Source organism: Mediannikoviicoccus vaginalis, assembly GCF_928097925.1.
GTDB lineage: Bacteria > Bacillota > Clostridia > Tissierellales > Peptoniphilaceae > Mediannikoviicoccus > Mediannikoviicoccus vaginalis.
This window is the reverse complement of record NZ_CAKMRI010000001.1, coordinates 1,515,278-1,530,949: the sequence shown is the minus strand read 5'-3', so window position 1 is coordinate 1,530,949 and position 15,672 is coordinate 1,515,278. Positions and strand designations below refer to the sequence as shown.

At 34.4% G+C, this 15,672-nt stretch carries 16 protein-coding genes; 8 read left to right on the top strand and 8 right to left on the bottom strand.

Annotated features, from left to right (window positions below):
• The first annotated feature begins 86 nt into the window (after window positions 1-86).
• The 8 genes from scfA to wecB all read left to right on the top strand — a co-directional run bounded on the left by scfA (window position 87) and on the right by wecB (window position 7,236).
• Window positions 87-236 (top strand): six-cysteine ranthipeptide SCIFF, encoded by a 150-nt coding sequence (scfA, locus tag L6651_RS07095; RefSeq protein WP_077064928.1) that lies wholly within the window; start codon window positions 87-89, stop codon window positions 234-236.
• Between the two features lie 71 nt (window positions 237-307).
• A complete protein-coding gene (gene scfB / locus L6651_RS07090) occupies window positions 308-1,669 on the top strand; it encodes a thioether cross-link-forming SCIFF peptide maturase (RefSeq protein WP_237037263.1) in 1,362 nt (453 codons plus the stop codon).
• A complete protein-coding gene (locus tag L6651_RS07085) occupies window positions 1,670-3,040 on the top strand; it encodes an aminotransferase class I/II-fold pyridoxal phosphate-dependent enzyme (protein WP_237037262.1) in 1,371 nt (456 codons plus the stop codon).
• A 60-nt stretch (window positions 3,041-3,100) separates the two neighbouring features.
• On the top strand, window positions 3,101-3,472 hold the full coding sequence (locus L6651_RS07080; RefSeq protein WP_237037261.1) for a GntR family transcriptional regulator: 372 nt from the start codon (window positions 3,101-3,103) through the stop codon (window positions 3,470-3,472).
• Window positions 3,456-4,172 carry an ABC transporter ATP-binding protein gene (locus tag L6651_RS07075; protein ID WP_237037260.1) on the top strand — a complete coding sequence of 239 codons (717 nt, stop codon included), beginning with the start codon at window positions 3,456-3,458 and terminating at the stop codon, window positions 4,170-4,172. Before L6651_RS07080 ends, L6651_RS07075 begins: the two co-directional genes overlap by 17 nt.
• On the top strand, window positions 4,157-5,002 hold the full coding sequence (locus L6651_RS07070; RefSeq protein ID WP_237037259.1) for a hypothetical protein: 846 nt from the start codon (window positions 4,157-4,159) through the stop codon (window positions 5,000-5,002). The genes L6651_RS07075 and L6651_RS07070 overlap by 16 nt, the downstream gene beginning before the upstream one ends.
• An 84-nt stretch (window positions 5,003-5,086) precedes the next feature.
• Window positions 5,087-6,178, top strand: coding sequence for a glycosyltransferase family protein (locus L6651_RS07065; RefSeq protein WP_237037258.1), 1,092 nt, complete (start codon window positions 5,087-5,089; stop codon window positions 6,176-6,178).
• Window positions 6,175-7,236, top strand: coding sequence for a non-hydrolyzing UDP-N-acetylglucosamine 2-epimerase (gene wecB, locus L6651_RS07060; protein WP_237037257.1), 1,062 nt, complete (start codon window positions 6,175-6,177; stop codon window positions 7,234-7,236). Before L6651_RS07065 ends, wecB begins: the two co-directional genes overlap by 4 nt.
• A gap of 413 nt (window positions 7,237-7,649) precedes the next feature.
• Here the strand turns inward: wecB and L6651_RS07055 are convergent, their stop codons facing one another.
• The 8 genes from L6651_RS07055 to L6651_RS07020 form a co-directional block, all read right to left on the bottom strand.
• Complete coding sequence (locus tag L6651_RS07055) at window positions 7,650-8,066, bottom strand: DUF3139 domain-containing protein (RefSeq protein ID WP_237037256.1); 417 nt, start codon at window positions 8,064-8,066, stop codon at window positions 7,650-7,652.
• An 84-nt stretch (window positions 8,067-8,150) separates the two neighbouring features.
• Complete coding sequence (locus L6651_RS07050; RefSeq protein ID WP_237037255.1) at window positions 8,151-10,166, bottom strand: ABC transporter permease; 2,016 nt, start codon at window positions 10,164-10,166, stop codon at window positions 8,151-8,153.
• The gene (locus L6651_RS07045; protein WP_237037254.1) at window positions 10,147-10,920 is read right to left on the bottom strand and encodes an ABC transporter ATP-binding protein; all 774 of its coding nucleotides are present in this window, start codon (window positions 10,918-10,920) and stop codon (window positions 10,147-10,149) included. Before L6651_RS07045 ends, L6651_RS07050 begins: the two co-directional genes overlap by 20 nt.
• Window positions 10,921-11,446: 526 nt before the next feature.
• A complete protein-coding gene (locus L6651_RS07040; RefSeq protein ID WP_237037253.1) occupies window positions 11,447-12,388 on the bottom strand; it encodes a sensor histidine kinase in 942 nt (313 codons plus the stop codon).
• Window positions 12,385-13,056 (bottom strand): response regulator transcription factor, encoded by a 672-nt coding sequence (locus tag L6651_RS07035; protein WP_237037252.1) that lies wholly within the window; start codon window positions 13,054-13,056, stop codon window positions 12,385-12,387. Before L6651_RS07035 ends, L6651_RS07040 begins: the two co-directional genes overlap by 4 nt.
• An 82-nt stretch (window positions 13,057-13,138) precedes the next feature.
• On the bottom strand, window positions 13,139-13,768 hold the full coding sequence (locus L6651_RS07030) for an epoxyqueuosine reductase QueH (protein WP_237037251.1): 630 nt from the start codon (window positions 13,766-13,768) through the stop codon (window positions 13,139-13,141).
• A complete protein-coding gene (lipA, locus tag L6651_RS07025) occupies window positions 13,761-14,612 on the bottom strand; it encodes a lipoyl synthase (protein WP_255784706.1) in 852 nt (283 codons plus the stop codon). Before lipA ends, L6651_RS07030 begins: the two co-directional genes overlap by 8 nt.
• 11 nt (window positions 14,613-14,623) lie before the next feature.
• Entirely contained in the window at window positions 14,624-15,631 is a 1,008-nt protein-coding gene (locus tag L6651_RS07020) for a lipoate--protein ligase (RefSeq protein WP_237037249.1), read from the bottom strand.
• Between the last annotated feature and the right edge of the window lie 41 nt (window positions 15,632-15,672).

Below are 15,672 nucleotides of genomic sequence, written 5' to 3'. Positions count from 1 at the left end.
TTTATACACAAATTCTCACATTATTAAAATTTTAATTTCCTACTGAACTTTTATATGTTATAATAAAACCAATGAGGAGGTACATAATGGAAAAACATATTATTACTATTTCAGGTAATTCTCTTAAAGAATCTGCTTGTAAAGGTGGATGTGGAGAATGCCAAACTTCTTGTCAATCTGCTTGCAAGACTTCTTGTACTGTAGGTAACCAAGAGTGTGAAAACGAAAACAGATAACTGAGAAGGGGTTGATTAATTTCATCCCTTTTTTACTTTATAGATTTAAATAGATTAATGAAGGAGATTTTATGATTCATAAATATAAAATGCATGGTAGAAATATCGTAGTTGATGTTAATGGTGGAGCTGTTCACGTTTTTGATGACATCTCATTTGATATTTTAGACTACTATAAAGATAAGAATAAGGAAGAGATAATAGAAATACTTTCAAAATACGATGCGTCTGACGTGTCCGACTGTTATGACGAAATTGAAAACATGGAGAAAAACGGTCTGCTTTACTCATCAGATGACTACATCGACTTTGATGCAATTAAAAATAAAGAGCCTGTTCTAAAGGCAATGTGCCTTCATGTGGTGCATGACTGTAACTTGAAATGTAAATACTGTTTTGCATCCCAAGGGGACTTTGGTGGACACAAGGCCTATATGACTGAAGAGGTTGGTAAGAAGGCGCTTAAGTACCTTGTTGACCACTCTGGAACAAGAAAGGCTCTAGAAGTTGACTTCTTCGGTGGCGAACCACTTATGGACTTCCCACTTGTAAAAAAACTTGTGGAGTACGGCAATAAAATTGCAGAAGAAAATGGAAAGTACTTCCGTTTTACAATAACCACCAATGGAGTTTTATTAAATGACGAAATCATCGACTATATAAATGAAAATATGCACAATGTGGTGCTAAGTCTTGACGGTCGTAAGGAAGTTAATGACGAGATGAGACCTACTCTAAACGACAAGGGCTCATACGACATAATCGTTCCAAAGTATCAAAAGCTGATTTCGAAAAGAGGAAAGAAATCATACTATGTTAGGGGAACTTTTACTAAAAATAATTTAGACTTTTCAAAGGACTTAGAACTTTTCAGAGAACTCGGTTTTAACCTATCCTCTGTGGAGCCGGTGGTAGACCCTGACAACAATCCATATGCAATTACAGAAGAGGATTTGCCAGTTATCTTAAAGGAATATGAAGACTATGCAAAGACCTATGCAGACCTTCAAGTTGAAGGAGATCCTTTTAAATTCTTCCACTTTATGGTGGACCTAAGCCAAGGTCCATGTATCTTAAAGAGGGTCTCTGGATGTGGAGCCGGCTGTGAATATGTGGCTGTTACTCCAGAAGGAGACGTGTATCCATGCCATCAATTTGTAGGTAACGAAGATTTTAAAATGGGCAATATCTTAGACGAAGACTTTACAATGCCTGAAGAGACACAAAAACTTTTCGGCTCAGCCCATGTGTTTGAAAAGGAAGACTGCAAGGACTGTTGGAATAAATTCTATTGCTCTGGAGGATGTCATGCCAATGCATATAACTTTAATGGCGACATTCACAAGCCATATGAAGTTGGCTGCGAGATGCAAAAGAAGAGAACTGAATGTGCAATCTATACAGAAGTTGAAAAGATGTTAAAGGATAGTTAGATGACGAAACTGAATACGCCAATACTGTCTGGTCTAATGAAACTTAAAGACAGCGACAAAATAAGATTTCACATGCCGGGACATAAGGGCCATGCTGTTGAACTTTATAAACCTATAATAGATAATCTACTGCAACTTGACTTCACAGAGATTGACGGTACAGACAATCTTTATAACACAAATGGAATTATTGAAGAGTCGCTAAAACTTTTGACCAAGGAAAGGGGTTCTAAAAAATCTTTTTACCTTACCAATGGTACCACCGTGGGGATTCTTGCAGGCATAATGGCACTTACAAAACATAAGGACAAGGTGTTAATTGCAAGAAACTGCCACAAGTCGGTTTACAATGCAATTGAACTTAATGAACTGGTGCCAATTATCTTAGAACATGAAAGCACAGATACGGGACTTGAAATTCCAATTGCAGAAGAAGATTTTTTAAAGGTTTTAAAAAAAGACAGAGACATTAAGATGGTTATCCTTTCAAGACCAAACTACTTTGGACTGTCTAGGGACATTAGGGAGCTTGCAAAGTACTGCAGAGAAAATGATGTGTATCTATTTGTGGACGAAGCCCATGGGTCCCATCTTAAGTATCATGAGGACTTAACCATTAACGCCATGGAGCTTGGAGCAAGTCTTTCAGTAAACTCATTTCATAAGACCTTACCTGCACTGACACAGACTTCGGTTATAAACTTCGGTCACCATATGAGTGATGAAGATATTGCAAGGGTCTTATCTATGATTGAAAAACTTCAAACCTCCTCTCCCTCATACATTTTTATGATGTCTTTGGAGTTGGCAAGTGCATATATGGCAGAGCATGGAGAAGAAAGGTTTGAAAAATTAAAGAGTTATGTGGATAACTTCTATAAGTCAATTGAAGACCTGGACTTTGTGTTCTATCCAAGTTTTAAAAAAGAATTAGAGCAGGACTTTTCAAGGATAATACTACAGACCACAAGTCCTTCCATCTATCTTCGTCATCATCTTGAGCGTCACGGTATTTTTATCGAGATGATTACAAAAAATATTATGGTATTAATCACAAGTCCCATGGATAGAGAGGAAGACTTTAAAGCACTTTCAAAGGCAATTATGTCCTTCAACATAAATGACTACAAAGACTTTGTAACCCATGAAGATATAGATAGTGTAAGTGAAGATAATAGAGTTTCCCTTCGTAACTCAGAAGGACGAAAGCTAAAGGAAAATATAATCATCTATCCACCGGGAAATATTTACCTTAAAAAGGGCGATGTTATAAAGAGCGAAGACATTTCCTATTTAATGGATCTATTTGAAAATGGCGTTAAGGTGTTTACAGACTTTTCAAAGGACTTAAACAATCTATATGTGGAATAAAAATATTGACATCACTTTCATGTTGCTGTATTATTAAGATAGCACAGTAGGAGGTGTAATATGGAATTTAACGATTTTCAACCCATCTACGTACAGATTATGGATTACTTTAAGTACAAGATTATTAGGGGCGAACTAAATCCCAACGAAAAGATTCCATCTGTAAGAGACGTGTCCTCCGTTTTAAAGGTCAATCCCAATACGGTTCAACGTAGCTTTCAAGAGCTTAAAAATGAAGGGATTATATATTCTCAACGAGGACTTGGAAATTTTATAACATCAGATGAAAAGATATTAAAAGAATTAAAAGTCGTTAAAGGCAGAGAGATTATTTCAAATTTTTATAACGAAATAAAAAGCCTTGGACTTAATAAAGAAGAATGTTTCAATTTATTAGAAGAGGAGTGGCAGGCACATGAGCAATCTAATTGAAATAAGAGAATTAAATAAAAAATATGGTAGCAACTATGCCCTAAAAGATGTTAACCTGTCTTTAGAGTCGGGCAAAGTTATTGGCCTTTTAGGACCAAACGGCTCTGGTAAGACTACTTTAATAAAAATTATTGCAGGACTTATTAACACCTATAAGGGCGAAGTACTACTTGATGACTTCAAACCAGGAAAGACCACAAAGGCATTTGTGTCCTACCTTGCAGACAGAGAAATCTTATACACTTTCAACAAGATTTCCGATTGCATAAAGTACTATGCAGACTTTTATGAAGACTTCGACAGAGAAAAATCTGTAAAGATTTTAGAAAGCCTTGGACTTAATCCAAGTCAAAAGATTTCTTCACTATCAAAGGGCATGAACGAAAAGCTTCACCTTGCCATGGTACTTTCACGAAAGGCAAAGATTTATATTATGGACGAACCTATTGCAGGAGTTGACCCTGTGGCTAGGGACGAAATCTTAAACACCATAATAGACAATATCGCGCCGGAAAGTCTTATGATTATATCAACCCACTTGGTTAAGGACATCGAAAACATCTTTGAACAAGTTATATTTATTAAAGACGGAGAGATAGCTCTTTTTGATACTACAGAGAACATCAGAGAAAAAGATGGATCATCCGTTGAAGAAAAATACAAAAGAGTATTTGGAGGTTTGCAATGGGAAAACTTTTAAAATATGAATTTAAAAAGACTGCGTCCTACTTCCTATATCTAATAATAGGAGGGCTCGTAGCTTCAGGACTACTACTTCTCGGTCTTAAAACCTTTACTGGAGACAATCTTGAACCAGGACTAAACACAGTTAATGACACTGGATTAATCTTTCCAATAACACTAATAGTATCCATAGTAATCGCTACGGCAATAGTAATATGTTTTATATTTTATGTGGTTTCAAATTACAAAAGGGATTTATATAACGACCAATCTCTATTAAAGTTTACTCTTCCAATAAATGGAAAGGACTTTTTAAACTCAAAGCTAATTAATATAACTATATGGACCATAATATTAAATGTGACCATAACAGCAGGATTTTACTTTTTCTCAAAGTTCTTAATCCCAAATCTTCATGAAGCAGTTGTAAAGTCACTTCGTATGGCAATGACAGCAAACGAAATTAATATTAGCCATGTAATATTTGCAACCATTATTCAGTTTTTACAAACTATCTTCTCCTTTGTGTTGTTATACTTTTCAATAACATTTACAAAGGCAGTGTTTAAAAACTCAAACTCAGGAATACTTTGGCTATTAGTTTACCTTGCTTTCTCTATTGCACACTCAATAGCAGCTTACTTTATAAACCTAATGGTGCCATATAGAGTTGAGTTCTTTAAGAGAATAGAATTGGTTTACAAAAGTTTTGATATGTTTGCACAGGGATCTCCTCAAAGTGTACTACTATCATTTAACTTAGCAACAGCAATATTATTTACTGTGCTATGCATAGTATATTACTTCGTAACTAGATACATGCTAGATAATAAAGTTGATTTATAATGTTTAGGGCAATCTTCCGATTGTCCTTTTTTAATGTAATTTTTGAAAGGCTATGTTATAATCATACGGAAAGAAAGGATTATTATGAATAAAAATATTATATTTCACATTCCGTTTTATGCGGACAAAAACCATTTAAGTGGTTCAAATATAAGACCATATAAGATGATTGAAGCCTTTGAAAAGATTGGATTTAATGTGGATGTGGTTATGGGTTATGGAGCCGAAAGAAAGACTCAAATAGAAAATATTAAAAAAAATATTGCACAGGGAGTTTCATATGACTTTTGCTACAGCGAAAGCTCCACCATGCCAACACTACTTACAGAAAAAAATCACTTACCTAAGTATCCAAACTTAGACTTTGGCTTCTTTAAATATTTAAAATCAAAAAATATAAAGATTGGACTTTTTTATAGAGATATACACTGGCTCTTTGAGCAGTACAAGAACAATGTTTCATTTTTAAAAAGAGCTGTTTCAACATACTTTTATAAATACGACTTGAAAAAGTATGTTGACCTTGTAGATGTAATCTACTTGCCAAGTTTAAAGATGAAAAGCTATATCCCAATAAATCAAAATCTTAATTTTAAAGAGCTTCCACCGGCCATTGATGAGGAAATAGAATATGAAAAATCTGAAAATAAAGAATTAAAACTCTTTTATGTCGGTGGCATGGGAGAGCTTTACCAGCTTGATGAGTTTTTCAAAGCTGTAAGCTCCCTTGATTTTGTAAAGGTCACAGTTTGCACAAGAGAAGATGAATGGAAAAATATTAAAGAAAGATATTCTCCTTACTTAAATGAAAGAGTTAATGTTATTCATGAAGGTCCTTCTGGTTATGCTCCATACTTAAAAGAAGCAGACATAGCAGTTCTTTTTGTAAAGCCAATAAAGTATTGGGACTTTGCAATTCCAGTAAAGCTATTTGAATATATTAAATACTCAAAGCCAATTCTTTCCGTCAAAGGCTCTGCTGTTGGAAATTTTGTAGAAAAAAATGATATTGGTTGGGTACTGCCCTACTCTTCATATGAACTAAAAAATTTACTTACAAAGCTTTTTGAAGATAAAAGCGAAATCGAAGTTAAGACGAGAAATACAAAAGAAATTATTCCACAAAACACTTGGACTGCAAGGGCAACGAAGGTAAAGGAGGATCTAAGTAAATGAAGATAATGTCAATAATAGGTGCAAGACCTCAGTTTGTAAAAGAGGCCATTGTGCAACATGAAATAAATAAATATGACGATATTGAAGAAGTTGTTGTTCACACTGGACAACATTATGACGAAAATATGTCGGGAGTGTTCTTCGATGTTCTAAAGATGAAAAAGCCCGACTACAACTTGGGCATCAATGGCATGACCCATGGTGAAATGACCGGCAATATGATTATCGAAATAGAAAAGATTTTACTAAAGGAAGAGCCGGACCTTTTAATCCTATACGGTGACACCAACTCCACCTTGGCTGGAGCAATTGCAGCATCAAAGTTAGGTATAAGTGTCTGCCATATTGAAGCAGGCCTAAGACAGGAACCTAAGACAATGCCTGAAGAGATAAATAGAGTTCTTACAGATAGAATTTCAAACTTTTTATTTGTTCCAAGTGAATATGGCCTTGAAAATCTTAAAAAGGAAAATATCACAAATAATGTTTACTTTACTGGCGACGTTATGTATGACATCTTCTTAAAGATGAGACCTTCCTTTGACGACTCACTAATGAAGGAACTGTCACTTAAAGAAGATAACTTTATACTAATGACACTACACAGGGACTTTAACGTGGATAAAAAAGAGACTTTAGAAGAAATCCTTACACAGGTTGATAAAGTTTCAAAGGAGATACCAGTGGTGTTTCCAATTCATCCAAGAACAAAGTCTAGAGTTGAAAAATTTGGCCTGTCCCATCTTCTTGAAAATGTAAAGGTGTTAGATCCAATAGACTACTTAAGTCTAATGGGCCTTACGGAAAAATGTAAAATAGTTTTAACAGACTCCGGTGGATTTCAAAAAGAGTCCTACTTTGCAGGAAAGCGTGCAGTAGTAGTTATGGAAGATACTTCATGGAGAGAACTTACGGACAAGGGAATAAATATGCTTTCCGCTCCGGAAGATATTTATAAACATATTATGAGTAATGACGATGTGGTGTTTGAAAAAAATATTTATGGAAGTGGAAACGCGGCAGAACAGATTGTAAAGATTTTGCATGAAAGCAAGTAGAATAGATTGACTTTTGAATAAAGAGTTGAGATGTTAGATGTGAGAGGTTGGAAGTTGGAGAAGAGGTAACAAAAAGCTATCGCTTTTTGAGATTCTTCGACTACAATTTTTGCAAAGCAAAAATTTCCGCTCAGAATGACATTCAAGGGATATAACCGCTATATTCAACAAATATATGACGTAATTGTCATCCTGAGCGAGCGTAGCGAGTCGAAGTATTCTTGACCTAACAGAAGACGAAGTCTTCGTTGTAGGTCAAATGTCGATCTCGTTTCACTTTCTGAAAGAAAGTGTCAGAAGTCGACCTCGCGGAGCTAAAAGTATACATGAATATAAAAGAGTATATAAAGGTTAGACCTCGAAAATATATTAGAAAACCAAAAAAATATTAAAAAGCGACCAATCGGTCGCTTTTACTTTATCTTTATAGTTTCAAATTCTCTTAAGAATTTCCCATCTTTCCCTAAAGTACCTTCTTCATATTTTTGTCCCTCTTCTAAAGGCTTACTGTTAATGTGACTATAATACACTCCATTGTAACATTCTGTATATTTTTTTGGTATTACTATTATAGGAGGGTCGTATATTATGTGACTATATCTTAGCTCTGTATCAGGATAATCTTTTAAACTTATAATTTTTGTATACTCAAGTAAGTTTAACGATAAGCCAAATTCGTTCCTAACTATAATATCTTCTTTTTTTATTCCTTGTTTTGCAATATAATCATCTATTCTATTTTCAACAACATAGCCTGTAATTAGTCTACTGCCAATGTGAATTGCGATTAATGCTATAATAATAATTATTATTTTTTTACGCTTTTTCATATTATCACCTCAATCCTATTATATATTTTTATTTTTATTTTTCAAATTTATTTTAAATATAAAATAAAAGTGCCCTTTCGGACACTATCTATTTTCGTATCTTTTTGCCATCTTTAAATACACCACTGTTGAAAGCTTAAACATTACAAAGTAAACCACAAGGTATAATCCTATGCCAATGGCTGTGGACTTAATAAATGTCGTCTTGTCCATAACTCCTACTATCTTTACAATGTCAAAGACTATTTTAGACGAACCCATGGTGTGGCAAAAGGCAACTATAAGCGGTGCAAAGAACATAAAAAAGTTTTGTCTTCCCACTTGGTTTTTAATCTGTCTATTGCTCATTCCGATTTTTTTCATAATGGAAATATTTTTCCCATCTTCAATTCCTTCTGAAATCTGTTTGTAAAATATTATTATGGAAGTGGTTATTATAAATATAATGGAAAGCAGTGTGGAAACAATGTAGATTCCACTATAGATCTCTTTAAATTCCTGTCTTGATGAAATATCATTACCACATGATGCTTCATATTTTCCATCTATAAGACCTATAACAATATGTTCAGCGATTCCATTATAAAAACTGCTCTTTGCATTTTTATTGTCTACTAGGTCAATAAAAATTTCCGTGAATTTATGGTAGCTTCCTTTGTCTTCATGTCCATCAATCATCTTGTCGATTTCGTCGGTAAATGCCTTAGTGTCCTTTGTCACAATAATTACATTGTGAAATAGTCCTTGGGCAGGATCTGAAATATATTTTGGTTTTTCTTCTAAGTTTCTTACTTTGAAATTTAAATCTCCCATATGGAAGTTTTCGAAAGTTTTTTTCTTGTTTGAGTAAATTAAAATTTCTCCATCACCAAGCTCATACTTTTCCTCTGACATCTTATTCATTTCCTCTATGTCAACTACACTGATTAAGTCGGTGTCTTCTTCCATTTTTTGTTCCAACCCATCTACATATAGCTTTGGTGTAAAGTTTTCCTTTTCACTTTTGGCTTCAAACTTAATTGTCTTTACGGATTTAATATCCTTTATGGGCATATTAGTTTCTTCAGAAATTTTTTGTAATTCCTGCTCTATTTCTTTTTCCAATTGATCATCAAAGGCATAGTAGGTTATGTCGTAGTCCGCCGGGAAGGCGTCTTCTAAAAAGAAATCTCTACTCTTTAACATTCCTGTAAGGCAAGTAAACACAACTAAGAACATTGTTGATATGATACATATACTTGCTAACGACGCAGAAGACTCTCTAACTCTAAATAAAAGTCCAGAGATAAAGTTCATGTTCTTTTCTTTATAATAAACTCTTTTATTTTTCTTTAACGCCTTTAAAATTATCACTGATATTGAGCCAAAGAGAAAAAAAGTTCCAATTATAACTGCTATTACTGCAACGAAAAATATTTTTAAACTTGTAAATATGGAGTCTGTGGATAGGGCCATATAGTAACCAAAGATTAAAAGGGCCATTCCTATAACTATCCCTATAATATTTGCCCTTGGCTCACGCTCTCCCTCTCTGCTCTTTTGCATAAGCTCAATTGGATTTAGCTTTCTTGTGGAGATGATATTTATAAAACCTAAAACCAAATGGATTATTAGAAATATTCTAACTGTTTCAAAAATAAAAAACTTGTTTACTGAAAACACGTCGACGGCCTTTACATCAAGTATTTTAACAACCATCCTGAACACCAATGGATAGGTTATAATCTCTGTAACTATTCCTATAATCATTGATATAATAGCGGTTAAAAAAGTTTCTATGGTGATGACTTTGCCAATGCTCTTCTTTGAAACGCCAATCATGGAATAAAGTGCCAAGTCTCCGAGCCTACTCTTTCTAAGGACAGAGTTAATGTATAGTAGGAACAGCACTGCAAAAATCATTATAATCCATGTTCCAAATCCCAGTACCATAAATATGGTTCTTGATCCTTCGCTTTGTTTAATAAACTCGGCGCCGTCCAAGTTCAAAAGCAAAAGGTAGATGTATACAAAAATCGATGATGCAAAGATGTATGGGATGTATATAAGCTTGTTGTTTTTGATATTACTTAGGGCTAATTTAAATTCCAGCTTCTTCAAGGCTTCCACCTCCCGCAAGTAACATCATTTGTGTTTGAACTAATTTTTTATACATCTGGTCGTTAGTCATATCACCTTTGTAAATGTCGTGAAAGATTATTCCGTCCTTTATAAAGAGAACCCTTGACGCACGACTTGCCGCCATGGTGGAGTGGGTTACCATTAGTATGGTCTGCCCTTTTAAATTTAAGTCGTCAAATACATTTAAAAGTTCCATGCTGGAGTTTGAGTCAAGAGCTCCCGTAGGTTCGTCTGCAAGTAGTATCTTTGGATTTGTTATCATGGCACGGGCTATGGCAACTCTTTGTTTTTGCCCTCCAGACACTTCGTATGGGTATTTATCAATAATCCTTTCTATCCTTAACTCTTTTGAAATTTTGTTAAGCCTTTCTTCCATTAGAGATACTTTTTCATTTGAAAGCACCAGTGGAAGATAGATATTGTCCCTGTTGTTTAATGAATTTAATAAATTGAAGTCTTGATATACAAAACCTAAATTATTTCTTCTAAAGGCCGCCCTTTCTTCGTCACTCTTTTTAAAAATGCTCTCGCCCTTTAAGTTGATCTCTCCATAAGTTGGGCTATCCACAGTTGCAATAATATTTAGTAATGTGGTCTTTCCCGAACCAGACTCTCCCATAATTGCAACAAACTCTCCCTCTTCAACTGTAAAGTTAACGTCCTTAAGGGCTTCTACCGAAGTCTTCTTTCCTCTATAAACTTTTTTCAAATTCTTTACTTCAAGAATATTCATTTTAACCTCCTGATTATTTAGTTGAGATTATAATATAGTTTTTTGTGGAATTAATCCCAAATTTAACCTTACAGTTTTTTTGTAAACTTACAAGTTGTAAGTTTAGGAGCTAGAGGTGAGAATTTAGAAGTTGGAGGTTGGAGAAATTGAAAAAAAATTTCAGGATACTTTAGCGTGAACTTTCTAATAGAAAGTTCACGAGATCTTTCGACTTCAATTTTTGCTTTGCAAAAATTTTCGCTCAAGATGACACACGCGATGCTATCATACCTACTGTGCATAGTTGCCAACTCCGATAACACTTTACTACTAGAAATTAAAACAAGGTCCACATTTGACCTACAATAAAAATACTTGTCATCCTGAGGGAGCGAAGCGACTCGAAGGACCTCAAAAAGCAACGCTTTTTTGCTACCTCTTTTCCAACTTCTCATTTCTCACTTCTCACTTCTAATAAGAGATTCTTCGAATACAAAATTCCTCTGGAATTTTTCCGCTCAAGATGACAAGACGATGGGCTTCGTTCTTAATCTTCAATAAGACCTTTTCTTTGTAAATTTATTTTAAACCTAGTCCCTACTCCTACTTTTGACTCTATTGTATAATCATATTTTAATTTATGAAGTATATCATTAACTAAAAACAGTCCAATTCCTGTGGAGTTTGAAAACTCTCTACCATTTTCGCCAGTAAAGCCAAAGCCCGTAACCCTTGGCAAGTCCTCCTTTGGAATACCAATGCCACTATCTTCTATAACAAGCACGTTGGGGTCTTCGCTATTTGTAATTTTTATATGGCCATCTTCCGTATATTTAAGTGAGTTAAACACAATTTGGTCTAGCACAAAACTAAACCACTTTGGATCTGTGACAATTTCGATGTCCTTAATGTCTAAAATCAATTTTAAATTCTTTTCAATAAAGAATAGTCTATACTTTCTAATGGTCTTTTTTATAACCCCTTCAAGTTTTACTTTCTTAAAGCTATAGTCCTTTGATTTTTCCATGGACTTCATATAGTTTATCATCTGACTAATATATTCTTCTGTCTTTTGCACTTCAAGCTCCACAGAACTTTCCGCACTTCTCTCTGCCATAAGGGAAATCGCCGCCAGTGGTGTCTTTACTTGATGTGCCCAAAGTGTTAGGTATGAATTTAAATCCCTCATTTCACTTTGGTTTCTACTATTTATTTCAATTATTTCCCTTTCCAGTTCTTCATATGCCTTTTTATTTTTCAAACTTAATGAATCTTTATCTAAAACCACATATTCATTTGAATTAAGTTTTGATTTAAATATAAAATACCTTATTATCATGGGGATGCATAGAAAAAATAGTGACAGTCCCATATAGTAGGCTGTTATTTTAGAATTTATTTCAAAGGCAAAGAACACCAACACAGATGCCACACACATGATTATGTATGATATTACATAGCCTTTATTTATCTTAAAAAAATCAATCATTTTATTATATAACCTACGCCCTTTTTAGTTTCTACAAATTCCTCTATTCCCACATCTTGTAACTTTTTTCTAAGCCTTGTCACGTTTACCGTAAGGGTGTTGTCATCAATGTAAGAGTCTGTTGCCCAAAGCTTATCCATAATTTGCGACCTTGTTACAACTCGGCCAATGTTTTCCATAAGTATTTCCAAAATTAGATATTCGTTCTTGCTTAGCGGCTGTTCTTTTCCCTTATATATTATTGTCATGGCGTCAAGGTCCAGTGCCACGTCTCCATGTTTTATTTGAGAGTTGGAGCTTTTGTTAAATGTGTATGCACGACGAAGCTGCGCCTTTATTTTGGAACGAAGTATTTGCATTTGAAATGGCTTTGCCAAAAAGTCATCTCCACCATAATTAATGGCGTTAATTAAATTTATGTCGTCACCGGCGGAAGTTAAAAAGATTATTGGTACATTTGAAAAATTTCTAATCTCTTCACAAAATATAAATCCATTTTTGTATGGAAGTTTTAAATCCATTAGCACCAAGTCGTAGTCTTTCTCTTTAAACTCCTCCACAACATTTTTAAAGTCTTTAACTGTCCCTGTTTCATATCCCCAGGTTTGAAGTTGAAACTGTAACTCTTCACAGATTTTCTTTTCGTCTTCTACAATAAATATCTTCATATTGCCCTCCTGACTTTATTATACATTATTAAAACTTTATTTATTCGACTTAGACAAATTGTAATAATTAAAAAAAGAGAGGCTACTCCCTCTCTCTTTCTTCAGCTTCTCTTTTTGAAAATGGACATCCACAATAGTCCTGCCTATAGATGTTCCAACTCTTTGAAAGTTCCACCGACTTTTTGTATCCATCTTTTTTCTTAAAGTCATTCGGTAAATGCTTTACTTCATATTCTTGCGCAATTTTTTCTCCAAGCTCGTTTATTGTCTGTGCATTTTTATATGGACTTACTGAAAGGGTTGTTGCAAAGTAATCCATATTTAAATTTTTTGCAAACTGCGCCGCTTCTTTAAGTCTAAGCTCATAGCAGTTAAAACATCTTTGTGATCCTTCGGGAAGATGTTCCACTCCCTTAACTGCGTCAAAGTATTCTGTAGGGTCATATCTTCCTTCTAAAAATTCAATTTCAAATCTTCCATTAACCTTTTCTAAAACTTTTTTCTGCTCTTCCAGCCTCTTATAGTACTCTTCACTGGGATAGATATTTGGGTTGTAATATAATAGTGTAACTTTAAAGTAGTTACTAACTAGCTCTAGCACCGATGTGGAACATGGCCCACAGCAGGAGTGCAAAAGTAAAGAAGGGGGATTTTCTAAATCTATCCCCCTAATCACCTTCTCGAATTCTATATAATAATTCTTTTTATTCATCTAATTTTATAGCCTTTGCCTTGTAGGATGATCTTACAAATGGACCTGATGCAACTTCTTTAAAGCCCATGTCTAAAGCTATCTCCTTGTACTTGTCAAATTGTTCTGGTGTTACATACTCTTCAACTTCCAAGTGGTCAAGAGATGGTCTTAGGTATTGACCGATGGTAAGCATATTTACATCAATTTCCCTAAGTGCCTTAAATGTTTCTATCATCTCTTCTTCAGTTTCTCCAAGGCCTACCATGATACCTGTCTTTGTTACAAGGCCCTTCTTCTTTGCATAGTCTAAAACCTTTAGTGATCTATCAAAATTTGCTCCTGGTCTTACTTTCTTATAAAGTGAAGGAACTGTTTCAATATTGTGGTTAAGCACATCTGGCTTTTCGTCATAGATTATATCCATGAATTCTTCTTTGCCATGTAGGTCTGGAATTAATACTTCCACAGTTGTGTCTGGGTTTTTCTTTCTTATTTCTCTAATAACATCTCTAAACTGAGTAGCTCCTTCATCTGGAAGGTCATCCCTTGTAACTGATGTTACTACAGCATGTTTAAGTCCAAGTCTTCTTACTGCCTCTCCTATGTGTGCCGGCTCGTCCTTGTCTACCATGTCTGGAGTTCCATGAATAACATCACAGAAGTTACAATTTCTTGTACATTTACTTCCAAGTATCATAAATGTAGCAGTTCTTGACTCGAAACACTCCATTCTATTTGGACAGTTGGCTTCTGAACAAACTGTATTCAAATTTAAATCAGAAATTAAATTTCTAACTTCTGCAGCCTTTTCTCCACCTTGAATTTTAATCTTCATCCATTCTGGTTTTCTTTTTATCTTCATCGTCACCATCCTTATTCATTTATAACTAGTTCTTTGTCTATTAACTCTTTATAAAACAGGTCTTTAATAAGTGTTTCCATTGAAAGGCCTGTTATGTAACAAGAGAGTTCTTCGTCTTCTAATGCATCTCTTAGATGTTTTTCTGAAAATTTAATTCCTTTGAGCTTGTCCGTAAGTTCCTTTACATCTTCCATGCCAAAGAAATCTCCAAAAATTTCCATTTCTTTTATTATACCCTCTTCTATGCATATAGCATACTCAACTATGCCAAAGTCGTGCTTAACAGAATATTTTATATTTGCTTTAGGGTTCTTGCCATAGTTCCAGTCGTCGCAGCCATACTTAGTGTCAACTATTTTTCTAATCTCTCGGTCTATGTCTTCATCAATTTTTATAAATTCTGTAATGTTAAAGTCTTCCATAACCGTCTTTGAAATTTCATCCATAAATTCAGTTACGGAAATATTTAGTAACTCTTTTAAAAATCCAACTCTACTTGCAATTGAAGAAACATTTTTCCCCACAAATTTTAATGGATTTGGTCTAAGGCAGTGTTTCATAACTTCAACGTTGCCACCATAAAGAATGGATCCATGATGTAATACTTTCCCCTTGTTATGATACTGGGCGTTTCCAGAAAATTTCTTGCCGTCAATAACAAGGTCGTTTCTTCCTGTAAACTCGCCATGTATTCCAAATTTCGCCAAAGTGTCTATAATCGGCTTAGTAAAGTATCTAAAAGAATCTCCCTCTCTCTCCTTTGTTATGAAACTATATTGTATAATGTCTAGGTCGCAATAGATTGTGCCTCCACCTGAAGGCCTTCTCACCACGTCAATTCCATTTGCAATACAATAGTCTAGGTTTACTTCTTTATATATATTTTGATTCCTTCCAAGTAACACCGTCGGTCTATTTCTCCATATGATGAAGATGTCATCATCATAATTATTGAAAAAATATTCTTCCAGTGCGTGGTTATAAGCAGGATTTACACTATTATTTTCAACAACGATCATCTTATCACCTCAACTATTTCATTATAGCATAGATAAAGCCT